This is a genomic window from Xanthomonas indica, from assembly GCF_040529045.1.
Taxonomy (GTDB): domain Bacteria; phylum Pseudomonadota; class Gammaproteobacteria; order Xanthomonadales; family Xanthomonadaceae; genus Xanthomonas_A; species Xanthomonas_A indica.
This window is the reverse complement of sequence record NZ_CP131914.1, coordinates 552,831-574,439: the sequence shown is the minus strand read 5'-3', so window position 1 is coordinate 574,439 and position 21,609 is coordinate 552,831. Positions and strand designations below refer to the sequence as shown.

Sequence of the window (21,609 nt, the reverse complement as noted above, 5' to 3'; positions counted from 1 at the left end):
CGTTGACCGCCGACACCCCCCTGCGCGCCGATGCCCAGCGAAACCGCGAGCGCTTGCTCGCGGCGGCAGAGGAGGTGTTCCTGGAGCGCGGTGCCGAGGCGTCGATGGAAGACGTCGCCAAGCGCGCCGGCGTGGGCATCGGCACGCTCTATCGGCGCTTCCCCACGCGCGAGTCCTTGTTCGCTGCGGCCTACAGCGGCCGCTTCCTGTCGCTGGCCGCGGCCAGCCACGCGCGCGCCAGCACGCTCGATGCGTTGGCCGCACTGCGCGCGTATCTCGAGGACCTGGCGCTGCACACCAGCGTCTACCGCGGGCTGGCCGCCTCGCTCGGCGCGGTGCTGCAGAGCGGCACGCCGGGCTGCGAAGCCGTCAGCAAGGAAGGACAGCAACTATTGCGGCGCGCGCAGAAGAGCGGCGCCGTCCGGCGCGACGTCTCCTTCGACGATCTGGTCGTCGTCGCCACCGCGACCTCACTGGCCACCGAGCAGCTCGGCTCGCCGAAAACGCGGATTGCGCACCTGATCGGGTTGTTCGTCGACGGCATTGCGGCGCCCGCGCCGCGCGCCTAACCGGTGGACGCGCGGCGCGCGGGAAGGGCCTCAGCGGTGCTGCCGGTGTGATGCGTGAGGCCGATCCGAAAACCGACGAGAACTTCAGATATCCGCATTCGCGCGCGCCAGGCGCTGCATCGAATGCAAGCGAAACCATGCTGCGCGCCGCGCTGGCGCGACACTCAGTGTGGATTTCAGGCTGGGCGTCGCGTCATCCGGGACAACGCACGCCGACGATGCGCCTACTTGGCCGGAACCCGCTGGTACTCGTCGCTGCCGGTATTGAGGTGCCCATCGGCCTCGTCGATGGCGAAGTTCACCGTCTCGCCGTCGTTGGTCACCTGCAGCACGCCGTCCTTGTAGATGGCCGGGTAGCTCTCGGTCTTGGGCTTGCGGCTGAAGAAGCGCGGCGTGGTGTTGCGCACCATGAACGACTCCCCGTTGCGCTCGATGTCCATCGTGTCGTCTTTCGACTCCACGTTGACCCAGTGGCCGACGAACTTCTCGCCCTCCACCCGGGCGCAGCCGGTCACCAGCATCGCCGCGGCCAGCGCGGCCCCCATCCACTTCGTCATGTCCCCGCCTCCGGTGTTGGAATCGGGGCGAGGATGCGGTGGGTTGGATGTATGGGAGGTCAAGATTCCGGGGCAGGACGTACCCGCAGAAGTCCGGTCGGTGGCTGGAGCGCTTGTAGCGCTCAGGAGGGGGATGCGACCTGCGTTGGTGCGGCCTTGCCCATCGCCATGCCACGCGTTGGGCCCTGCCCGGACGAGCGTCCGTGTGCGCTGGCAGCAACACCATGCAGGCGATAGCCTGTACAGAATGCTGTAATCAATAGTGAAAGGAGCGGGCCATGGGCTTTTCCGTCAACGACGTGGTGCCTTTCACTCTGGCGCGCGCCAATCTCTCCGAACTGGCCGACCAGGCGAAGGCCGGCGCCGAGAAGATCATCACCAAGAACGGCGAGAGCTACGTCGCGCTGATCGACGCCGACCGGCTGGACTACTATCACCGGCTCGAGCGCGAGCGCACCCACCTGCTGTTGCTCGACGATGCGAAGCGCGGCTTGGCTGATATTGCAGCAGGCCGCACCGTAGAGGCCGACGCGGCCATCGGCCAACTGCAGCAGCGGCGTGCGGCCGCCAAGGCGCCATCCCGCAGACCCCGGCAAGCGGGCGACCAAGAAGCGGGGTTGACCGTTGCATCGCGTCGAACTGACGGAGAGCTTCCTCGCATGCCTCGACGCGATCGAAACCTTCCTGCTGGACGCTGATGCCGCTGCGGCCTTCGATGACCTGCTCGCCGAATTGCGGGCGGCCGTGATACCGAACCTGCGGCGCTTCCCCCCGCATCGGCCTGCCCTACCTGGACACCCCACCGCAATCGGCCGAGGCGCTGGCGCAACTGGACGCAATGCCGGCGGGAGCACCGGATGCGTTGCGCATCTACCTGCACGGCGACTACCTGATGCTGTACACGGCGGTGGAGGCATCCGCCGCCGTGTATCTGCTCTCCATTCGCCACCACCGGCAACTTTCGTTCGATTTTGCTGGGCTGTGGAATCGAGGGTGAGGATGCAAATAGTGCACTTCGAGCCCTGTTGCACCTAGGCGCGGGCGGCGCATCTTCTGCGCAAGCAGGCGATACGCCCCCGATTCATTTTTGGCTAAAAATCGGCTCCATTTCCAAAAAATGCACCTGATTCCTTGGCGTTTTCATTACTTATGGGCAGATTTTGCAGCGTGCGTGAGATTGGGTAAGCCTTTGAGCTTGGCCGCTTTCATGCCAAGTTTTGCGCTTATTTTTTGAAGAAATTTATTCGAGCGAAAGCAACTCTTTATTGATCCATATTCTTCCCGCTCATAAGTGTCAATTGCTGCTTCGTAAAATATCTCGGTTGCTTTCGTCGCATACTTGCGCAAGGCATTTTGAAATTCTGGAAGAAGCATTTTTTCAAGGCTTATGGCATCTCTTTGGAAAGAATCCTGGCTCGCCAAAATTCTATATGTGCTAAAGATTATCCAGTAGCTGCTAGCGACGCCAAGTAATGACGCACTTTCGTCCTCTTTAACCGCAGAATGAAGTTTCTTTCGCTCTTCCTCCGAAAAATTTCCAACAAGCCACGCAAGATACACATCGGGCGCACCTATGTCGCGGCCAAACAGATGTTGGTAAGGCTGGTCAAAAAGTTCACTCTTATTGTTTATAGCTTGTATGAGATAATCCTGTTCAGCGGATGCGAGATACTGGGTCACCTTATCTAATTCGATGGTTGCACCGTCTTTCTTTCTGCGAGATCCAGATTGTTTCGGGGCGTAAGAAATATTTGATTTTGCGAATTCTTTGCGCAGTCGCTCTTGTATGTCGTCAACAGCGCGAACGGTCCATATTTTAACCGAGTTTTGAGAGTTGTTATAACGGACAATTTCATTCTTTAGGTCTTTGCGAGCCGCAATAACACGCGCAAGAACTTTTGCGCTCTGGTTCGCGTTTGCTCGAACCAAGCTAGAAGTCGTTTGACACCCATTAACTATGGAAAACCTTCTCAAAGTAAGGCTCGTTCCCTTGATGGCAGCGCTTTTAGACGTCTTTTGGTTGAGGGATACGGAATCAGCGACTATAGTAATGCCGTTATTGAGTGCCCAGAAATTACCAGGAGAATTCTCGGCCGTTTTTATAATTTGCTCATTGATTCCTCCTTTTCGACTTCCTAAGTACAGGCGCACGTTTCCTGCAAACAATCTATTTTCGTGCGAGCTATGGAGGCGTTGCAATTCTGAGCTTGAAATAGATCCAACCCACGATCGACCATACTCGCCTTCATCCTCAAAATGGCCGCCAGAAAATTCCAGCGTATCTTCGGGTATGCCAAGTTCGGCGTCGATAAGGGATTGATATCTAGTATGGATATCGTCTTGGTTAAGATAAAAGAAGCTGACGTCTTTATAGCTGCTGTCTGCCTTATGGGCAATAAGCGACTTCTTAATGGCGTCAGAGTGTGCTCCGAGTGTTATTAATCCCGCAGAAATCTTAAAGCCTGGATTTTGGCTTTTAATTTGCTTTATTTGTTCTGCGAGATCTGGACGCCCAGCTTTAACTAAATTACCATGATTTCTAATGTATGGAAGGGACGAGACCAGTGCGTCCCATTTTGCCTTGGGGGTTTTCTTTTCTAAATTTTCCGGGCAATGAGCTTGGATAACAACCATCTCTTCAAGTCTATGATCTGCGAAAACTATGTCGATCCCCTGGTCGTTTCCGCCATCAGCCGCTGCTGATTCTAAAGCATCATCTTCGTCAATTTCGAAAAATTGAATGGCATACCAGGCGGCAAAGGCTCTCTGCCTGGATATGCCGCCTCTATTCGAAAGTGCATCAATGGATTCCAATATGTCCTTAAAATTCTTTTTGCTTGTCATAACTGCCTCTTGTCGATCATAAAATAAGGTACGTCTATCGGTTGCAAATATTGATAGGCTTTATAGATACCCAAAATTATTTTTTAAATTGGTTTGTTTGATCCGCGACATCTAGGGAACTGGCTGCAGCCGAGGAATGCTTCACCTGTACGTCTGTTGATTCGCCGCACAAGCGTGCTTCCGCATCGTGGGCATGCTGGCGATTGAAAAGTGGCATTAATCTGCGAGACAAGCGCCGGTTCGATGCGGGGCTTGGTAGCCGCCTCAGCTGTACCATCGGTCTGAGCCACCCGAATCATCTCCAGCAGGCGCTCGCCGCTAATAAGTTCGATCGGCTTGCCTCGTGCAAACCGTTCCGCATCATTCGTATAGCTGCCCACACAAACAATCTTCACCGCATCGGCTTGGTGATGCGCCAGCAATCCATACATCTCGCGCACGACGCTGACACCAACCTGCTGCCGCTTCCATTGCTTGCATTGCACTAGCGTGCGGCGGCCGTCCTTGCGCAGGATCAGGTCGATGCCGCCGTCGGCACCGCCGAGGCCGGTTTCTTCTACCGCGTAGCCCTGGCGGCGGAAGGCTTCGCCGACCAAGCGTTCGAACTGGCGCCAGCCGCCGGCGGCCAGGCTTTCCAGAGTGGTGCGGGTGTCCAGCAGGCGGCGGCGATGCCGCGCCTTGAGGAATGAGGCGAGCGCTGCGATCCAGCAGAGCAGCAGCAGGATCCACGCCAGGGGAGCCAATGCGCCTTTCGCTTGCTGGGCGATGGCCTGCGATAACGCGCCGTCGTGGCGGGAGAACCACCAGGGAATGCCGTCGCGCACGGCGAGGAAACCGGCGATGCCGGCCACGATGCCCAACGGCCACGGCAACGCCGCCAGCGCGTCGAATCCTGTCTTTCCCCGTCTGCGTCCCATGCGACCCCCGTCCCTGGATCGACCATAGCCCTGTGCGCGGGCGATGTCTGTACTGTTAACTGGGTCGTCTACAAATCGAGACGTGATTCGCTCTATCGGCTGCAGCGTCGGTTTCGTAACCGGCCCCGGGCCGCCTGCGTCGATCCGCCATGCGGCGCTTGCCACCGCGCTCGCTGACACGCCCGCCCGCCGCCCGTCGCGTCCTCCCGTAGAGCCAGGACGTCCATGCTAGCGTCGCGCTGCCGAGGGTCCGGCGCAGCATGGGCAGGGAATGAACAGCGAGCCGACGAGGCCCCAACTCGTGCCACCGCGCACCCGCCGAGCCGTACGCCTGGCCTGGTGGCTGCTCTGGCTCGCCCTGGCCCTGTTCGCCACGGAGTTCGTGCACTCGGTGTATCTGAAGTACGCCTCGCTGCAGTCGCCGGCCTATGCGATGTTCCTGACCCGCCGCGGGTGGCTGTGGTGTCATCTCGGTGGCGGGGCGGTCGGCCTGTTGCTGGGGGCGCTGCAGTTTGCGACGCAGCGGTGGCGGCGCTGGCCGCGGCTGCATCGGTGGGTGGGGCGGGTGTATTTCGCCGGGATGGTGGTGGCGATGGTCGGGGCAGTCGGCCTGATCGCGACCTCGCCGGCGCCACCGTCGATCCGGGGGGCGTTCGCGGCCACGGCGCTGGCGTGGCTAGTCACCGGGTCGGTCGGGCTGGTGGCGATCTGGCGTGGGCAGGTGCTGCGGCACCAGCGCTGGATGGTGCGCGCCTATCTGGCGACGCTGGCGCCGGTGGTGTTCCGGATTTCGTTGCCGTCGGCGATCGGCCTGGGCCTGACGCCGTCGCCGGGCTTGATCGCGCTGCTGCTGTGGGCGAGCTGGGTGGTGCCGTTGTCGGTGTATGCCGTAGGCCGGGCGATCGCCGATGCGCGGGATCGGCGCAAGCAGGTGTCGATGCTGCTGCGTGGCGCCGGTCTCGGCACGGGGTGATGGCTGGGCGTAGGGGACGATGCGCGGGCCTGCGGCTCAGCGCCGGCCTCGCCTCGCCGATCTGCGGTCATGCGGATGTCCGAGTCAGTTGTGGCCCCAGCGTCGGCGTCTCTGCTTTGGCGTCGCGAAGCACAACGCGCGGTCATCGCCGCCGCCAACCTCGCCGCGGGACGCCGGCACATGCGCCGCTCGCACCACACAGAAAACGCTGCCACGCCTGCGCCCAGGCGTGGCAGCCAGCGGGACGGACGTTCGCAGGCGCCGGGGGAGGAGTGCGCCTGCGCTGTCGTCCGCCGCGACCTCAGCGAAGTTTGTCGAACAGTTGCTGGCGCACGGCGATGGTGCAGGCTTCTTCGGTGAACAGATGCTCCAGCGCGCTGTTGTCGCTGGGCTTGCCGGTGCCCAGGTCGAGCACGGTCGCCTGGTTGCTGCCGCGGGCCTTGAACGCGGCGACGGCGGTGGTGGCGTTCTTCAGCGGCACGGTGGCGTCGTTGTCCGAGCCGCACAGCAGGGTCGGGGTGTGCGGTGCCCAGTCGAGCAGGTCGTTGCGCTCCAGGTCGCGCAGGAACGGGTCGTTGGCGTTGCTGGCGAAGTCCTTGTAGAAGCCGGGCTGGAAGTATTGGCGGATCTTGTCCACGCCCGGCAGGGTGTCGCCGAGCACCAGGTCGGTCAGGCTCTGCTTGCCGGGGAACAGCGCCTCCACCTGCTTGGCCCAGGGATCCTGGAATACCTGCGACGGGTCGAGGTAGATGTTCTTGTAGGTGCGCTGCATGCCGATGATGGCGTAGCTGGCCAGCACGATGCCGAAGGTGTTCTCGCCCACCGCGTTGCGGCCGCTCCAGCTGTCGCGGAAGGTCTGGCTGAGCGCGTAAGGGCCGGAGATCGGCGCGCTGGCGACCAGGTTGAACTCGTTGGACAGGTGCGCCTCGATCTCGCGCTGGGTGGCCATGGCGGCATGCCCGCCCTGCGAGTAGCCGGTCAGCATGACCTTGCCCGACAGCGGGGTGTTGAGCCGCTGCAGCACCTGGCGCGCGGCGCGCAGGGCGTCGATGGTGGCGCTGGCTTCGGACGCGGCGTGCAGGTAGGGGTGGAATGCATAGGTGGAGCGGCCGATGCCCAGGTAGTCGCTGCTCACCACCACATAGCCTTGTGTGGCGAGGTGGGTGACCATGGTCTCGTCGCCCTTGGCGTCGCGGATCTCCTTGGCCTGTTCGGCGCGACGCTGCGACTCGGTGCCCTGGCTGTAGCTCACCAGCGGGTACGGCCCGGGGCACTGGCTGCCGCCCGGCACCAGCAGCGCGGCCGAGGCGGTGGTGGGTTCGCCATTGACGCCGATGGTGGCGTAGGTGAACTCGGCCACGCGCACGTCGCACTTGGCCTGGTCGGTGGATTGGTCGTTGGCCAGCAGCGTGCCGATCGCTTGGCGGGTGTAGCTGGTCAGGACATTGCTGTTGAGCACGGTGCCGCGTGCCGGTGCCGCCGTGGCGGCGATGGGCAACAACGCGCCCGCGATGCCGATGAGGGAAAGTGCGCGCAGCGCCAGCCGATTCCGCTGTGTGGCCATGGAAACATCCTCGCAATGATTCCCGGTCGCCCGGGGGTGGGGGAGGGCGCAGACGCTACTATGTCGTCCGCATTATTTTTGCGACACGACGAGATAATGTTTATCCGCGGTATTGATTCGCGTTGCATGCGACGGCACTGCGCGACATATCGCGCTGGAAAACCCAGCGATGCATCGGTATCGCGGCGTGCAGTGCGCCACAGTGGCGAAAAGGAAAGAATCAAAAATCCGCATGATGTCGCTGGAATCCGGCCGAATTCGGCGGTTCCGGCAGGTCGCGTGCACGACATAGGCATTTGTCTACGTTTCTGAATCTGACTTTTCAGAAGTAAATAGTCGTGGTTTTAAGATAATCAGGACGCGATACGCAATCATCGTGTGTGCCGTGTCGATGGTTGTCCGCGGCCGGGCGCGGAGCGGACGCTGCCGGGACAGCAGCAGGACACCGTCGATGGCGAGCAGGTCACGGCGCGCCAGGTTCGTTGCTAGCGCGGTCGTCGGAGAGGGCGCACGCAACAAAAAGCCGGCGGATCCTGCGGGATCGCGCCGGCCGCGGTCGCCGTGGCGGGGCCGCGGGCGAGGGCCCGCGGCTGCGTGTCAGCGCACCTGGTACAGCACGGTGGCACCGGGCTTGGGCTCGAACGCCGGCACCGTGCGCTGCTTCAGCGGCGTGCCCTTGGCGTCCCACACCAGGGTGTCGGACGGGTATTCGTCCTTGCGGGTCATCGCGTCGATCTGTTTGACGATCACGCTGGAGCCGGCGGCGACCTCGGGGTTCCAGGCGAACACGCCGAGCCTGCCGTAGAACACGGCCGGCGCGTCGGCGTCCAGGCGCCGGTCCGGGCACAGCACCAGGCCGCGGTCGAGCATCACCCGCAGTGCGCCCACCGGCACGGCCTTCACCGTGGGGGACGTGCGCTCGGTGCTGTGACCGGGGCAGACGTTGGCCGAGCGGGTCAGCATGTCCTCGGCCACCTGCCGGTCGGACTGGGCCAGCGCGGGCAAGGCGACGGCGGCGAGGGCGAGCGGTGCGAGGGGGAATTTCCAGGGCATGTCGAGACTCCTTCAATGGAGGAAAGACGCCGGGCCGGGCGATGGCTGCAAAGCGGGGGACAGGCGGCCGCGGCGGCGCGGGCCGACTCTAGCAATCGTCCCGACGGCGAATGCAAAGCGCGCGTGAGGGTGTGGGGCGTGGTCGCTTCGGGCGTGGGGTTCGGTGTTGCGTTGGCTCAGCGTCGTCTGGGCCGCGGTTGAAGCCGCTCCTACCGTTGGCGAGTCGCGTGGTGTCTTGTGCAAGTGCCGGTGCCTGCAGCATGGCGGCCATTGCTTTGTGGGAGGGACTCAGTCCCGACTGCAGTGAGGTCGGCTGCGGTGGTGGCTTCGCTTGTCGCGGCTGAAGCCGCTCCTACGGAGGCGGAGTGCATGTGCGGAGGCGGAATGCTTGTCTGCTGTGGGAGTGCTGCAGGCAGTGCTGACAGATGGTCGCTCCTTGTGGGAGGGACTTCAGTCCCGACTGCAAAGAGGCCGGCTGTGCCGATGGCTTCGCTTGTCGCGGCTGAAGCCGCTCCTACGGAGGTGGAGTGCTTATACGGAGGCGGAGCGCTTGTCTGCTGTGGGAGTGCTGCGGGCAGTGCTGACAGATGGTCGCTCCTTGTGGGAGGGACTTCAGTCCCGACTGCACGAAGGTGGACGCACCGACAGCCCGCGCACGCCGGCTCAGCGATACGGCCCCGGCCCGCGCCAGACCAGTTCGCCCTGGTGGTAGACCTGCAGCATGGTGATGACCTGGCGGGCGTCGCCGATGCTCTTGAGTTCGGGCGAGTCCGGCGGCAGGGCGCGGCACTTGCCGGAGCCGCGGGTCAGGGCGATCTCCAGCGGGCAGACCATGCGGTACTCGGTGCCGGGCAGCAGGATGAACATCTCTTTCATGCCCTGCTGCTGCCAGGTGCGCAGCTGGCTCTCGCTGCCCAGGTCGTAATAGACCAGGTAGCCACCCACCTCCAGGCTGGGTTGGGCCGCGTCCATGTCGTGGCGGTTGCCGCGGCTGCCGGGGCCGGCCGCCAGGCCGCTGTTGTCGGGCGCGGTGTCGGTGTCGAGCGCGCCGGGCGGGCGCCCGGTCCAGGTCTGCGGGCGCCGCTCGGTCGGCGGCGGCGGACTGCTGTCGGCGGTCTGTGCCGGACTCGGCGCCGGGGTGTCCGCGGGCGGGGTTGGGGCCGGCGGCGCGGGCCGTGGCTGCCGCACCGGGGCCGGCCGCGGGGTGTCGGCCGCTTTCGGCGTGTCGGCACGATCGGGCGGCGGCACCGGGTCGTCGGACTGCGCGACCAGGGTGGATTGCACGGTGGTGGCCCGCGTGCGCTTGGGCGCGGCGGACGCCGGCGGCGGACTGGGCTTGGGCGGCAGCGGCTTCACCGGCTTGTCGCTTTCGCCGAGGAAGTCCACGCGGATGCGGCTGCCGCCGGCCGCGCCCTGCGGCGTGGACATGGTGGGCTTGGCCGCATACAGCAGGGCGAGCGCCATCAGCACGTGCAGCAGTGCGCTGAGCAGCCAGGCGATCCAGCGCTGCCAGCGTTCGCTGCGGGTCTCGGCCGCGGCGGGCGCGCGGTTGGGCGCGCGGCTCATGCCGTCGCGGCGGCGTCGGGGGAGCCAGCCTTCATGCGGTTCCGGGGAGGGGACAAACGTGGGAGGCCGCCATCGTACCGCCTGCGCCCGCGCCGGCCATGGCAGCCGCTGCAATGGCCGGCATCGGCCGACACCTGGCGTTCACCCGCCGCGCGGTCGGCGGCGCTCGGCAGTGCCCGTGCGTCATCCGCTGCCGGCAGGGGCGCGCCCGGTGCCACGCGCGGCGCGGCACCGGGCACCAGGATCAGACGTAGGCGCCCACCTTGAACACTTCCACCGCCTGGGTCAGCTGCGCCGACTGCTCCTCCAGCGAGCGCGCCGCGGTGCTGGCCTCTTCCACCAGCGCCACGTTCTGCTGGGTGGTCTCGTCCATGCGCGCGATGGTCTGGTTGACCTGGGCGATGCCGTTGGCCTGCTCGTGCGAGGCGGCGGAGATCTGCCCCATGAGGTCGGTGACGTGCTGCACACTGGCCACCACCTGGTCCATGGTGGCGCCGGCCTGGTGCACCAGCGTGGCGCCGTGGGCCACACGTTGCACCGAGTCGTCGATCAGGGTCTTGATCTCCTTGGCGGCGCCCGCGGAGCGATGCGCGAGCGTGCCGACTTCCGCGGCCACCACCGCGAAGCCCTTGCCCTGCTCGCCGGCGCGCGCGGCTTCGACCGCGGCGTTGAGGGCGAGGATGTTGGTCTGGAAGGCGATGCCGTCGATCACCGCGATGATGTCGGCGATGCGCTTGGAGGCGGCCTGGATGCCGGTCATGGTCTCCACCACCTGGCCGACCACGTCGCGGCCTTCGCTGGCCACGCCGGCCGCGCCCAGCGCCAGCTGGTTGGCGCGCTGGGCGTGCTCGGCGTTCTGCTTCACCGTGGACGTCAGCTCCTCCATCGAGGCGGCGGTCTCTTCCAGGCTGGCCGCCTGCTGCTCGCTGCGCTTGGCCAGCTCCTGGTTGCCGCTGGCGATGTCCTCGGCGGCGAAGCCGATGCTGTTGGTGGTGCGCTGGATGTGCGCGACGATGTCGGTGAGGCGGTGCACGGTGCTGTTGGCGTCGTCGCGCATGGCCGCGAACACGCCGTGGAAGTTGCCGCGCATGCGCACGGTGAGGTCGCCGTCGGCGATGCAGCGCAGCAGCGCCGAGAACTTGCCCAGGTTGGCGTCGGCGGTGGCCATCATGGTGTCGAGGTTCTCGACCATGGTGCGGAAGGCGTGCTCGAACTGCTCCGGCTGGCCGCGGTGGGCGAAGTTGCCGGCGCACGCGGCTTCGGCCAGGGTCTGGATCTGCACGTTGATGGCGTGCAGGTTCTGCTTGACCTGCTGCATCGCCGCGGTGATCGCGGCTTTCTCGCCGGGGTAGTGGGCGATGTCCTGGCTGAGGTCGCCGATGGCGTAGCGGCCCATCACCTCGGTGATGCGCAGCTGGGTCTGCACGTGCGCATCCACCAGCGCATTGGTGTCGGCGACCATGCGCCCGTACTCGCCGGGGAAGCGCTGCGCGTCCATGCGGTAGCTGATGGCGCCGGCGTCGTGGCGCGCGGCCATCTCGCGCTGCGCGGAAATCACCTCGTGCAGGCGCCGCTGCATCTGCTGCATGGCGCGCAGCAACTGCCCGGCCTCGTCGTGGGTGGTGGCGATGTCCGGGCTGCTCAGGTCGCCGGCACCGATGCGCTCGGCCAGACCCAGCGCCTGCCGCAGCGGACGCACCACGCGGCGGGTGAGCAACAGCGCGATCACCGTGCCCAGCAGCAGCGCCAGCACGGTGCAGCCGATCATCAGCAGCGCGAAGCCGCGCGCGGTGTCCATCGCCTCCTTGGCGGCCTGGCGGTTCTTGGCTTCCTGCAGGTCGATGAAGGCGTTGATGCTGGCCAGCCAGTCGACGAAGGCCGGGCGCGCCTGCTGCAGCAGCAGCGCCTGCGCCTGCACGGTGTCGCCGGCATCGCGCAACTGCCGCACCTGTGCGATCAGCGGCATGGTGCGCGCTTCGATGCCCTGGATCCGCTGCAGGATGGCGTTCTCCTGGGCATCGCTGGAGGCGGCGAGCAGGGCGTCGAGCGGCTGCGCGGCGCGCGCATAGTCGCCGGCCAGCTTGTCGATGGTCTGCTCGGTCGCCTGGCGGCTGGCCGGGTCGTCCAGCAGCACCACGTCGCGCAGGGCGATGGCGCGGTCGTGCACGCTGCCGCGGAAGTTGATCGCGTAGCGCTGCTTGACGCTGTTGACCTCGTTGATTGCGGTCAGCCGCCGGTCGATGCTGTGCACGCGCTGGATGCCGACCACGGTGAGCAGGACCATCAGCACGATGAGGGTGAGGAAGCCGAGCGCGAGGCGCTGGCCGATGCGCAGATGCGAGAAGACGTGCATGGGATCGGGGGAATGGGGGAGGGAAGAGGGATCGACGGTGGGTGACGGCGGACGGGCAGGCAGGTTGCCTGCGCCCGCGTGACGCGCGCATGGCGCAGGTCCCCGGGCCGGCGCATGGATAGCGGCGTTGCCCAGGCGATCTGAAGGGATGGGGCCATGGCGCCGGCGGCGCGGGCGGGGAACGTGACGCGGTAGGTGCCTGTCGCGGCGTTGGCCCTGACCACGTCAGGCAGGATGCGGCGTGGCGGCGATCGGCTCGGCGCGGATCGCGCCGCCACACCGCCGCGCGCAGTGCAGCATGGCCCGGCCCTTGCCCGGTGCTATGGTCCGCGCATGACCGGTGCCGCCGACCCGATCCGCTTCCAGGCGACCTTGCTGCGTCCGGCGGTGCCGCCGGATGCGCCCTGGTGTTTCCTGCTGTTGCCCGCGGCGGCCAGCGCCGCCCTGCCGACGCGCGGCCTGGCCAGCGTGGAGGGCCTGTTCGCCGGGCATCCGTTCCAGGCCACGCTGCAGCCGGACGGCCACGGCGGCCACTGGTTGCGCGTGGAGCCGGCCTTGCGCGCGGCCGCGGGCGTGGACCCCGGCGCCACGGTAACGCTGGCGATCGCGCCGGTAGCGGTGGAACCGGAACCGGCCGTGCCCGAGGACCTGGCGCGCGCGCTGGCCGCGCATCCGCCGGCGCGCGCGGCCTGGGACACGCTGACCGCGGTAGCGCGGCGCGACTGGATCTTCTGGATCGGCACGGGCAAGCAGGCGCCGACGCGGGCCAGGCGCATCGCCAGCAGCTGCGACATGCTCGCCGCGGGCAAGCGGCGGGTCTGCTGCTTCGATCGGTCGGGCATGTACAGCAAGGCCTTCGCCGCGCCACAGGCGCAATGAGGGCATGGCGCGCACGCCTGGCGTGGCCGCCGTCGCGACAGGATCCTCGCAAGCGCCTGCCTATACTCCGTGCCCTCCATCCATGAGGCCCACCGCATGAGTGCATCCACCTCTTCGTCCGCCGCCGCCGCACCGGGCAGCCTGCGCCGCTCGGTGTCCAACACGCTCAAGGGCTCGGCCGGCAACCTGGTGGAGTGGTACGACGTCTACGTCTACTCGGTGTTCGCCACCTACTTCGAGTCGCAGTTCTTCTCCAAGGAGGACAAGAACGCCACGTTGTACGTGTGGGCGATCTTCGCGGTGACCTTCCTGATGCGCCCGATCGGCGCCTGGTACTTCGGCCGCTTCGCCGACCGTTACGGCCGCCGCCTGGCGCTGACGGTGTCGGTGTCGGTGATGGCGGCCTGTTCGTTCCTGATCGCGGTGACGCCCACCGTGGCCAGTATCGGCGGCGCCGCGGCGGTGCTGCTGCTGCTGGCGCGCCTGCTGCAGGGCTTCGCCACCGGCGGCGAGTACGGCACCAGCGCCACCTACATGTCCGAGGCGGCGATCCCGGGGCGGCGCGGCTTCCTGTCCTCCTTCCACTACGTGACCCTGGTCGGCGGCCACGTGCTGGCGCAGGCGGTGCTGTTCGGGATGCTGCACTTCTTCGACAAGGGGCAGATTTCCGAGTGGGGCTGGCGCGTGGCCTTCGGCCTGGGCGGCGTCGGCGCGCTGGTGGTGTTCTGGCTGCGGCGCACGATGGACGAGTCGCTGACCTCCGAATCCATCGCCGCGGCCAAGCAGGGCAAGGACACGTCCTCCGGCTCGCTGCGCGAGCTGTTCGTGCACCAGTGGCGCCCGCTGCTGCTGTGCTTCCTGATCACCGCCGGCGGCACCGTGGCCTTCTACACCTACTCGGTGACCGGGCCGAAGATGATCCAGACCGCCTTCGCCGGCGACGACGTGATGGCCGGCACCATCATCAACCTGGTCGCGCTGATCGTGCTGATGCTGATGCAGCCGGTGGGCGGCTGGCTGTCGGACATCATCGGGCGCAAGACCCTGCTGGTGTTCTTCGGCATCGGCGGCGTGCTCTACACCTGGTTCCTGGTGCTGGAACTGCCCAGGCAGAGCGACTGGCTGAGCGCGTTCGCGATCCTCACCGCCGGCTTCGTCATCCTCACCGGCTACACCTCGATCAATGCGGTGGTGAAGGCCGAGCTGTTCCCCACCCACATCCGCGCGCTGGGCGTGGGCCTGGGCTATGCGCTGGCCAATTCGGCCTTCGGCGGCACCGCGCCGCTGCTGTACCAGGCCTCGTTGAAGACCGGCCACGTCACCACCTTTGTCTGGTACGCCACGGCGGTGATCGCGGTGTCGCTGCTGGTGTACGTGTTCTTCCTGACCAACAAAGGCAGCAACTGGCTGGACCACGAGGGCGAGATGCACGCGCGCCGGCGCTGACCGGCACGGTGGCGCCCCGGGCGGTGCAGGCGCCGCCCGGGCGCGGCACAGGCGGACGCTGAACGGCGGACCCCGTGTCGCCCCGGTCGCCCCGCCGCGCGGGCGCCGCCATGCGGCGGCTGCCAGGCGACTCGGGTACCATGCAGCCCCCTCACGGGCGTTCCCCCATGGCCGATTCAGACAACAGCTCCACTCCCCCGGTTACCCAGGCGCAGGCCGAAGACGCGGTGCGCACCCTGCTGCGCTGGGCCGGCGAGGACCCCAGCCGCGAAGGCCTGCTGGATACCCCGCGGCGCGTAGCCGAGGCCTACGGCGACTGGTTCAGCGGCTACCGCGCCGACCCGCGCGAGTACCTGCTGCGCACCTTCGAGGAAGTGGCCGGCTACGACGAATTGATCGTGCTGCGCGACATCGAGTACGAAAGCCACTGCGAACACCACATGGCGCCGATCATCGGCAAGGTCCACGTCGGCTACCTGCCGCGCGGCAAGGTGGTGGGCATCAGCAAGCTGGCGCGCGTGGTCGAGGCCTATGCGCGGCGCTTCCAGGTGCAGGAGAAGATGACCGCGCAGATCGCCCAGTGTATCCAGGACGTGCTGCAGCCGCTGGGCGTGGGCGTGGTGGTGGAAGGCGCGCACGAGTGCATGACCACCCGCGGCATCCACAAGCGCGGCGTCAGCATGGTCACCTCGAAGATGCTCGGCACCTTCCGCGAGGACGCGCGCACCCGCGCCGAGTTCCTGCGCTTCATCGAGCGGGCGCGCTGAGTCTTGCCGATGCGGTGGCGGTGGGTTCCTGCATGAAGCCGCATGTCCGGATCGCCGGCTATCGCCAGTTGCGCGAACAGCCGTTGTGGAAGCTGCTCGCTGCCGACCATGCACCGGAGCTGATCGGCCTGCTGCAGACCCTGCTGGGCGACGCCCAGCGGCGGCTGCCGGCCGATGTGCTGCACGAACGCCTGCAGCGCCAGCTCGATGCGCTGAAGGACGACCAGCTCTCGCGCGAACTGCCGCGCACCGCCCAGGCCTACGTGGCGCACTGGCTGGCGCAGGGCTGGCTGGAACGGCGCCTGCCCGAGGGCGATGCGCAGGAAGAGTACGAACTGTCGCGGCAGGCGGCGCAGGCGATCCGCTTCATCGCCGGCGTGCGCGACAGCGCCAGCGTGGCCACCGAAAGCCGGCTGTCGCTGGTGATCCAGCAGCTGGTGCAACTGGCCGGGCAGACCGAGACCGATCCGGACGCGCGCCTGGCCGCGCTGCGCGCCGAGCGCGAGCGCCTGGATGCGGAGATCGAGCGCGTGGCCGCGGGCAAGCTGGCCGCGCTGGACGGCAAGCGCGCGCTGGAGCGCACCCGCGACATCATCCGCCTGTCCGACGACCTGACCGAGGACTTCCGCCGCGTCCGCGACGATTTCGAGCGGCTCAACCGCGAGTTCCGCGAGCGCATCATCGACGACGAGGGCGCGCGCGGCGACGTGCTGGAGAAGCTGTTCGCCGGCATCGACGTGATCGGCGAGAGCGAGGCCGGGCGCAGCTTCCAGGCGTTCTGGAGCCTGCTCAACGATGCCGAGCAGAGCGTGCAGCTGGACGCGGCGCTGGAGGCGTTGCTGGCGCGCGGCTTCGCCCGCCGCCTGGACCGCCACGAGCGTGCCTTCCTGCGCGGGCTCACCGGCACGCTGCTCGAACGCGGCGGCCAGGTGCACGAGGTGATGCAGCATTTCGCGCGCAGCCTGCGCGGGTTCGTGCAGAGCCGCGGCTACCTGGAACAGCGCCGGCTCAACCAGTTGCTGAAGCAGGCCCAGGGCGAAGCGCTGCAGTTGCGCGACCACCTGCACGCCACCGCCGCCACCGGCTACGTGCTGCCGCTGAGCAGTGCGCGGCTGCGCTCGCTGTCGCAGTGGCGCCTGCACGACCCGCGCAGCCAGCAGGTGGACGGGCGGGTGCAGGCGGCCGAGGCGGCGACGATCTCGCTGGACAGCGTCGGCGACCTGGTGGCGCAGTCGGAGATCGACCTGCGCGGCCTGCGCAACGACCTGCACGACCTGCTCGGCCGGCAGCCGCAACTGAGCATCGGCGAGGCGCTGCGGCAGCGCCCGGCGGCGCAGGGCCTGGGCAGCGTGATCGGCTACCTGGCGCTGGGCACCCGCCACGGCGTGGTCGTCGACGGCGAATGGGAAGCGGTGCAATGGGAAGGCGGCGACGGCCAGGTCCGGCGCGCGCGCATCCCGCTGGTGTGGTTCACCAAGGAAAAACGCAATGAGCTGGTCTGACGAATTCCACGGCCACGACGCCGATCCCGGCGATGCCGCCACGGCCGCATCGACGGCGTCGGCCGAGGCCGGCACCGCGCTGTTCGCCGGCGACAGCGGCAGCCTGCCGCTGGAGGCGCGGCGCGCGCTGTGCCAACTGTTGTCCGGCCCCAGCGTCGATGCCTACCGGCACGGCCCGCTGTGGCCGGCGCTGCTGCGCCACGAGGCGGCGATCCGCCGCGTGCTGAGCGAGCTGTTCCTGGAACTGGTGCTGGACCGCGACGGCGGCGTGGCGTTCGCGCGCCAGGCCGACACCGGCGAACTGGAGACCCCGGCGCTGTTGCGTACCGCGCCACTGACCTTCATCGAGTCGGTGCTGCTGCTGTTCCTGCGCCAGCAACTGGCCGAGGCCGACACCCGCGGCGAGCGCGCGGTGGTCGACGAGGCGCAGCTGCTGGAAGTGCTGTCGGTGTACGAGAAGAACGTGTCCACCGACCGCGCCGGCTTCGCCCGGCGGGTGCTGGCGGCGATCGCCAAGATGCGCGACAACCACCTGCTGTCCAAGCTGCGCGGCAGCGAGGATCGCTACGAGGTCTCGCCGGCATTGAAGCTGCTGTTCTCGGCCGAGGACGTGCAGGCGCTGGCGGCGGCCTACCGCGGCCTGCGCGACGGCGCGGCCGAGCCGGCGCCATGACCGGTCTGCGCCCGCGCGTCGCCCGCGCCTAGCGCCGCCACTGGCCAAGTGCGCCGGCCGCGTGGCGGCCATCCCCGTTTTTCGATGAGTTCCCGATGACGTCCCTGTCCGAATCGTCCACCGTCCCCGTCGCCCCGTCCCTGTTCGCCGAGACCCTGGCCGAGCAGCGCGCGCAGCAGTACCGCATGCGCCGCCTGCAGGTGCACAACTGGGGCACCTTCAACGGCCTGACCGACGTGCCGATCGCCGAGAAGGGCTTCCTGTTCGTCGGCCGCTCGGGTTCGGGCAAGTCGACCCTGCTCGATGCGATGTCGGCGCTGCTGACGCCGCCGAGCATCGTCGACTTCAACGCCGCCGCGCGCGAGGCCGAGCGCAGCGGCCGCGACCGCAGCCTGGTGTCCTACGTGCGCGGCGCCTGGGCCGACCAGCAGGACAGCGCCTCCGGCGAGATCGCCACCCAGTACCTGCGCAAGGGCGCGACCTGGTCGGCGCTGGCGCTGGAGTACCGCAACGCGCAGGGCCAGGCGGTGAGCCTGGTGCGGCTGTTCTGGATCGCCGGCAGCGGCACCGCCGCGGCCGACGTGCGCAAGCACTACATGGTGGTGCCGCGCGGCTTCGACGTGGCCGCCGAGCTGGACGGCTTCGACCTGGACCTGCGCCGGCTCAAGCTGCGCCTGGGCGAGGACGTGCACCACTTCGACAGCTTCGCCGGCTATGCCGAGCGCTTCCGCCACCTGCTCGGCATCGGCAACGAGATGGCGCTGCGGCTGCTGCACAAGACCCAGTCGGCGAAGAACCTGGGCGACCTCAACGCCTTCCTGCGCAGCTTCATGCTCGATGAGCCGCGCACCTTCGAGGCGGCCGACCGCCTGGTCGAGGACTTCGCCGAACTCGATGGCGCGCACCATGCGGTGGTGACCGCGCGGCGCCAGGTGGAAACCCTGACCCCGGCGCGCGACTACCACGCCGAACTGCTGGCGCTGCGCCACAGCGTCGGCGAGCTGCGCGAACTGCAGCTGGGCATCGATGGCTACCGCGAGCAGCGCCGCCTGGCCCTGCTGGATGCGCGCCTGCAGGAACTGGACACCCAGGATCGCGGCCTGGCCGGCGAGGAAGGACAGCGCCGCGAGGCCCTGGACAACCACGAACAGACCCTGGCCGAGCTGGAGACCCAGCAGCGCGCGCAGGGCGGCGAACAGGTCGAGGCGCTGGAGCGCGAACGCGGCCGCGTCGAGCGCGAGCGCGACGAGCGCATGCGCCGCCGCAGCCAGGTCGAACAGGCCTGCCGCCAGCTCGGCATGGGCCTGGCCGGCAGCGCCAGCGGTTTCGCCGAGCAGGTGGCGCAGGCGCGCGCGCTGCGCGACGGCGTCGCCGGCGAGGCCAGCAGCCTGGACGAGGCGATCGCCGAGCGCATGGCCGAGCGCCGCGAGGACGAACGCCGCTTCGCGGTCATCCGCACCGAGATCGAGGCACTGCTGAAGGCGCCCTCGAGCATTCCCGCGCCGATGCAGGCCCTGCGCGCGCGGCTGTGCGCCGAGACCGGCCTGTCCGAAGCTGCACTGCCGTTCGTCGGCGAGTTGGTGCAGGTGGAGGCCGACCAGGCCGCCTGGCGCGGCGCGATCGAGCGCGTGCTGCACGGCTTCGCCCAATCGCTGCTGGTCGACGAACGCCACTACGCCAGCGTCGCCGACTGGGTCAACAAGACCCAGCTCGGCACCCGCCTGGTGTACTTCCGCGTACGCCACAATGCGCCGCTGCAGCAGCGCGCGCCCGACGCCAAGTCGCTGCTGCGCAAGCTGGAGTTGCGCGACCACGCCTATGCGCCGTGGCTGCGCCAGGAGCTGGCGCGGCGTTTCGACTACACCTGCGTCGATAACGTGGCGCAATTGCGCGATGCCGAGCGTGCGATCACCCGCGAGGGCCAGGTCAAGCACCCGGGCGACCGCTACGAGAAGGACGACCGCCACGCCGTCGGCGACCGCAAGCGCTGGCTGCTCGGCTACGACAACCGCGACAAGCTCAAGGTCTTCGAGCGCGAGGGGCAGACCCTGGCGCAGCGCATCGCTGCCTGCGATGCCGACGTCGCCGCCCTGCGCAAGCAGCGCGAGCAGGACCAGGGCCGGCAACTGGCCGCGCATACCCTGGCCGAGCGCGAGTGGGACGAGATCGACGTAGCGCCCAAGCTGCAGCGCCTGAGCGACATCGCCGAGCAACTGCTGCAACTGCGCGAAGGCGACACCGCGCTGCGTGCGCTGGGCGAGCAGATCGCCACCGTCCGCGCACGCCGCGACCAGGCCCGCCGCACCTACGAGGACGTGCGCCTGGAGCGCGCGCAGCTGAGCCGCGAGCGCGCGCGCCTGGAAGCGCAGCGCGAGACCTGCGCCGCGCGCGTGGCCACCGCGGTGATCGGCCCGGCGCAGGTGGCGGGGCTGGACGCGCGCCTGGCAGCGCTGCCGCCGCTGAGCCTGGATAACCTGGAGGCGCATCTGCGCAGCGTCGAGCGCGGCCTCGGCGAACAGTTGGCGCAGAGCCAGGCGCAGGACGCGCGGCTGAGCCAGCAGGTGCTGGACTGCTTCCGTCGCTACTGCCAGCAGTGGCCGGAGGACAGCGGCGATTTCACCGTGAGCCTGGCCAGCGCCGACGACTTCCTGGCGCGCCTGCAGCGGCTGGAGAGCGACGGCCTGCCGCGCCACGAAGGCCGCTTCTTCGACCTGCTGCAGACCCAGAGCAAGAACAACCTGCTGGCGCTGCAGCGCTACACCGCCGAAGCGCACAAGGCGATCAAGCAGCGCATGGACGAGGTCAACGCCAGCCTGGAACAGGTGCCGTTCAACCGCGGCACCTTGCTGACCATCGAAGTCAGCGACCGGCGCCTGCTCGAGGTGCAGGAGTTCCAGCAGCAGTTGCGCGCCGTGCTCGGCCATCAGCAGACCGAGGACCGGGCGCTGGCCGAGGCGCAGTTCGCCACCCTGCGCGGGCTGGTGCAGCGGCTCGGCGCGCAAGAACCGGAACTGCGGCGCTGGCGCGAGCAGGTGCTGGACGTGCGCCAGCACGTGGAATTCGTCGGCGTGGAACTGGACGCGGACAGCCGCGCACAGGTGGAGATCTACCGCAGCGGCGCCGGCAAGTCCGGCGGCCAGCGCCAGAAGCTGGCCACCACCTGCCTGGCCGCGGCATTGCGCTACCAGCTCGGCGGCGAGGACGGCGAACTGCCGCGCTACGCCGCGGTGGTGCTGGACGAGGCCTTCGACAAGGCCGACAACGAGTTCACCGCGCTGGCGATGAACATCTTCGAGAACTTCGGTTTCCAGATGGTGGTGGCCACGCCGCTGAAATCGGTGATGACGCTGGAGCCCTTCATCGGCGGCGCCTGCTTCGTCGAGATCAGCGGCCGCCACAACTCCGGCGTGCTGTTGATCGAATACGACGAGCAGGCGCACCGGTTGAAGCTGCCCGAGCGCAGCCGCAACGAGGCGGCGACGCCTGCGGTGGAATCCGGCGCGGCGGTGGACCAGGCTAGCGCCGCTCTGCCACCGCCTGCCGCGGACGCAGCGACCACCACCGCGGAGGCCGGCGCAGGCGCTGTTGCAGACACCGGTGTCGCGCCGGCGCGTGCCTCTGGCAAGGCGCGCGATGGCCGCGGCAACGGCGCGAAGTCGACCACGCGCAAGGCGTCGCCCGCGGCACCCGGCAAACGCGCCCGCACGGCTGCCGCGACGCCTGCGGCCAAGGCCCCTTCGGCGAAGGCGTCACGCCAGTCCGCCGCGGCCGCAACACGTCCGTCCAAGGCAACCGGGCCGGCCGCACGGTCGGCGTCGGCGAAGACCGCGCAAGCCGCCGCAGCCAGCAAACCTGCGAAACCGACCAAGGCGGCGGCACTCAAGGCGCCTTCGGCGACCGCCAAACGCCGCAGTCGCTGAGCGACGCTGGCGGCTTGGGGGCACGC

General features: G+C 67.7%; 17 protein-coding genes. 10 read left to right on the top strand and 7 right to left on the bottom strand.

The features are described from left to right. Nucleotides 1–2 precede the first annotated feature (2 nt). Nucleotides 3–569, top strand: coding sequence for a TetR/AcrR family transcriptional regulator (locus Q7W82_RS02460; RefSeq protein WP_242161509.1), 567 nt, complete (start codon nt 3–5; stop codon nt 567–569). A 224-nt stretch (nt 570–793) separates the two neighbouring features. Here the strand turns inward: Q7W82_RS02460 and Q7W82_RS02455 are convergent, their stop codons facing one another. Further along, nucleotides 794–1,126 (bottom strand): hypothetical protein, encoded by a 333-nt coding sequence (locus Q7W82_RS02455; RefSeq protein WP_019797267.1) that lies wholly within the window; start codon nt 1,124–1,126, stop codon nt 794–796. A 278-nt stretch (nt 1,127–1,404) separates the two neighbouring features. Between Q7W82_RS02455 and Q7W82_RS02450 the strand changes: the two genes are divergently transcribed. Together Q7W82_RS02450 and Q7W82_RS02445 are read left to right on the top strand one after the other, a co-directional pair. Then, on the top strand, nt 1,405–1,824 hold the full coding sequence (locus Q7W82_RS02450; protein WP_242161491.1) for a type II toxin-antitoxin system Phd/YefM family antitoxin: 420 nt from the start codon (nt 1,405–1,407) through the stop codon (nt 1,822–1,824). Nucleotides 1,825–1,988: 164 nt separating this feature from the next. Continuing rightward, on the top strand, nt 1,989–2,123 hold the full coding sequence (locus Q7W82_RS02445; RefSeq protein ID WP_260115099.1) for a hypothetical protein: 135 nt from the start codon (nt 1,989–1,991) through the stop codon (nt 2,121–2,123). A 146-nt stretch (nt 2,124–2,269) separates the two neighbouring features. Here the strand turns inward: Q7W82_RS02445 and Q7W82_RS02440 are convergent, their stop codons facing one another. Both Q7W82_RS02440 and Q7W82_RS02435 read right to left on the bottom strand, forming a co-directional pair. After that, entirely contained in the window at nt 2,270–3,970 is a 1,701-nt protein-coding gene (locus Q7W82_RS02440; protein ID WP_242161489.1) for an AIPR family protein, read from the bottom strand. 83 nt (nt 3,971–4,053) lie between these two features. Beyond that, nucleotides 4,054–4,887: a restriction endonuclease gene (locus tag Q7W82_RS02435; protein WP_242161487.1), complete on the bottom strand. Its 834-nt coding sequence runs from the start codon at nt 4,885–4,887 to the stop codon at nt 4,054–4,056. A gap of 271 nt (nt 4,888–5,158) precedes the next feature. Between Q7W82_RS02435 and Q7W82_RS02430 the strand changes: the two genes are divergently transcribed. Then, nucleotides 5,159–5,860, top strand: coding sequence for a DUF2306 domain-containing protein (locus tag Q7W82_RS02430; RefSeq protein WP_242161485.1), 702 nt, complete (start codon nt 5,159–5,161; stop codon nt 5,858–5,860). A gap of 301 nt (nt 5,861–6,161) precedes the next feature. Here the strand turns inward: Q7W82_RS02430 and Q7W82_RS02425 are convergent, their stop codons facing one another. The 4 genes from Q7W82_RS02425 to Q7W82_RS02410 all read right to left on the bottom strand — a co-directional run bounded on the left by Q7W82_RS02425 (nt 6,162) and on the right by Q7W82_RS02410 (nt 12,396). After that, a complete protein-coding gene (locus Q7W82_RS02425; RefSeq protein ID WP_242161483.1) occupies nt 6,162–7,424 on the bottom strand; it encodes a lipase family protein in 1,263 nt (420 codons plus the stop codon). 597 nt (nt 7,425–8,021) lie between these two features. Further along, complete coding sequence (locus tag Q7W82_RS02420; RefSeq protein WP_242161480.1) at nt 8,022–8,477, bottom strand: hypothetical protein; 456 nt, start codon at nt 8,475–8,477, stop codon at nt 8,022–8,024. A 663-nt stretch (nt 8,478–9,140) separates the two neighbouring features. Next, entirely contained in the window at nt 9,141–10,043 is a 903-nt protein-coding gene (locus tag Q7W82_RS02415) for a type II toxin-antitoxin system RelE/ParE family toxin (protein WP_242161478.1), read from the bottom strand. Nucleotides 10,044–10,287: 244 nt separating this feature from the next. Continuing rightward, nucleotides 10,288–12,396: a methyl-accepting chemotaxis protein gene (locus Q7W82_RS02410; RefSeq protein WP_242161476.1), complete on the bottom strand. Its 2,109-nt coding sequence runs from the start codon at nt 12,394–12,396 to the stop codon at nt 10,288–10,290. Nucleotides 12,397–12,729: 333 nt separating this feature from the next. Between Q7W82_RS02410 and Q7W82_RS02405 the strand changes: the two genes are divergently transcribed. From Q7W82_RS02405 to Q7W82_RS02380, 6 genes are all read left to right on the top strand, one after another. After that, on the top strand, nt 12,730–13,275 hold the full coding sequence (locus Q7W82_RS02405) for a YdeI/OmpD-associated family protein (protein WP_242161474.1): 546 nt from the start codon (nt 12,730–12,732) through the stop codon (nt 13,273–13,275). Nucleotides 13,276–13,371: 96 nt separating this feature from the next. Beyond that, nucleotides 13,372–14,721 carry an MFS transporter gene (locus tag Q7W82_RS02400; RefSeq protein ID WP_242161472.1) on the top strand — a complete coding sequence of 450 codons (1,350 nt, stop codon included), beginning with the start codon at nt 13,372–13,374 and terminating at the stop codon, nt 14,719–14,721. Nucleotides 14,722–14,888: 167 nt separating this feature from the next. Then, complete coding sequence (folE, locus tag Q7W82_RS02395) at nt 14,889–15,488, top strand: GTP cyclohydrolase I FolE (RefSeq protein WP_242161470.1); 600 nt, start codon at nt 14,889–14,891, stop codon at nt 15,486–15,488. A 32-nt stretch (nt 15,489–15,520) separates the two neighbouring features. Beyond that, a complete protein-coding gene (locus tag Q7W82_RS02390) occupies nt 15,521–16,990 on the top strand; it encodes a DUF3375 domain-containing protein (protein WP_209248007.1) in 1,470 nt (489 codons plus the stop codon). Beyond that, nucleotides 16,977–17,663: a DUF4194 domain-containing protein gene (locus tag Q7W82_RS02385; protein WP_242161468.1), complete on the top strand. Its 687-nt coding sequence runs from the start codon at nt 16,977–16,979 to the stop codon at nt 17,661–17,663. Before Q7W82_RS02390 ends, Q7W82_RS02385 begins: the two co-directional genes overlap by 14 nt. Nucleotides 17,664–17,758: 95 nt before the next feature. Then, nucleotides 17,759–21,583 (top strand): SbcC/MukB-like Walker B domain-containing protein, encoded by a 3,825-nt coding sequence (locus Q7W82_RS02380; protein WP_242161466.1) that lies wholly within the window; start codon nt 17,759–17,761, stop codon nt 21,581–21,583. Nucleotides 21,584–21,609 lie beyond the last annotated feature (26 nt).

Excerpts from the sequence above, each read along its gene's own strand:
- Q7W82_RS02430 (WP_242161485.1), top strand. The coding sequence starts at position 5,159 with ATGAACAGCGAGCCGACGAGGCCCCAACTCGTGCCACCGCGCACCCGC.
- Q7W82_RS02435 (WP_242161487.1), bottom strand. The coding sequence starts at position 4,887 with ATGGGACGCAGACGGGGAAAGACAGGATTCGACGCGCTGGCGGCGTTG.
- Q7W82_RS02400 (WP_242161472.1), top strand. The coding sequence starts at position 13,372 with ATGAGTGCATCCACCTCTTCGTCCGCCGCCGCCGCACCGGGCAGCCTG.
- Q7W82_RS02380 (WP_242161466.1), top strand. The coding sequence starts at position 17,759 with ATGACGTCCCTGTCCGAATCGTCCACCGTCCCCGTCGCCCCGTCCCTG.
- Q7W82_RS02420 (WP_242161480.1), bottom strand. The coding sequence starts at position 8,477 with ATGCCCTGGAAATTCCCCCTCGCACCGCTCGCCCTCGCCGCCGTCGCC.
- Q7W82_RS02415 (WP_242161478.1), bottom strand. The coding sequence starts at position 10,043 with ATGAGCCGCGCGCCCAACCGCGCGCCCGCCGCGGCCGAGACCCGCAGC.
- Q7W82_RS02385 (WP_242161468.1), top strand. The coding sequence starts at position 16,977 with ATGAGCTGGTCTGACGAATTCCACGGCCACGACGCCGATCCCGGCGAT.
- Q7W82_RS02455 (WP_019797267.1), bottom strand. The coding sequence starts at position 1,126 with ATGACGAAGTGGATGGGGGCCGCGCTGGCCGCGGCGATGCTGGTGACC.
- Q7W82_RS02410 (WP_242161476.1), bottom strand. The coding sequence starts at position 12,396 with ATGCACGTCTTCTCGCATCTGCGCATCGGCCAGCGCCTCGCGCTCGGC.
- Q7W82_RS02450 (WP_242161491.1), top strand. The coding sequence starts at position 1,405 with ATGGGCTTTTCCGTCAACGACGTGGTGCCTTTCACTCTGGCGCGCGCC.
- Q7W82_RS02405 (WP_242161474.1), top strand. The coding sequence starts at position 12,730 with ATGACCGGTGCCGCCGACCCGATCCGCTTCCAGGCGACCTTGCTGCGT.
- Q7W82_RS02440 (WP_242161489.1), bottom strand. The coding sequence starts at position 3,970 with ATGACAAGCAAAAAGAATTTTAAGGACATATTGGAATCCATTGATGCA.
- Q7W82_RS02425 (WP_242161483.1), bottom strand. The coding sequence starts at position 7,424 with ATGGCCACACAGCGGAATCGGCTGGCGCTGCGCGCACTTTCCCTCATC.
- folE (WP_242161470.1), top strand. The coding sequence starts at position 14,889 with ATGGCCGATTCAGACAACAGCTCCACTCCCCCGGTTACCCAGGCGCAG.
- Q7W82_RS02390 (WP_209248007.1), top strand. The coding sequence starts at position 15,521 with ATGAAGCCGCATGTCCGGATCGCCGGCTATCGCCAGTTGCGCGAACAG.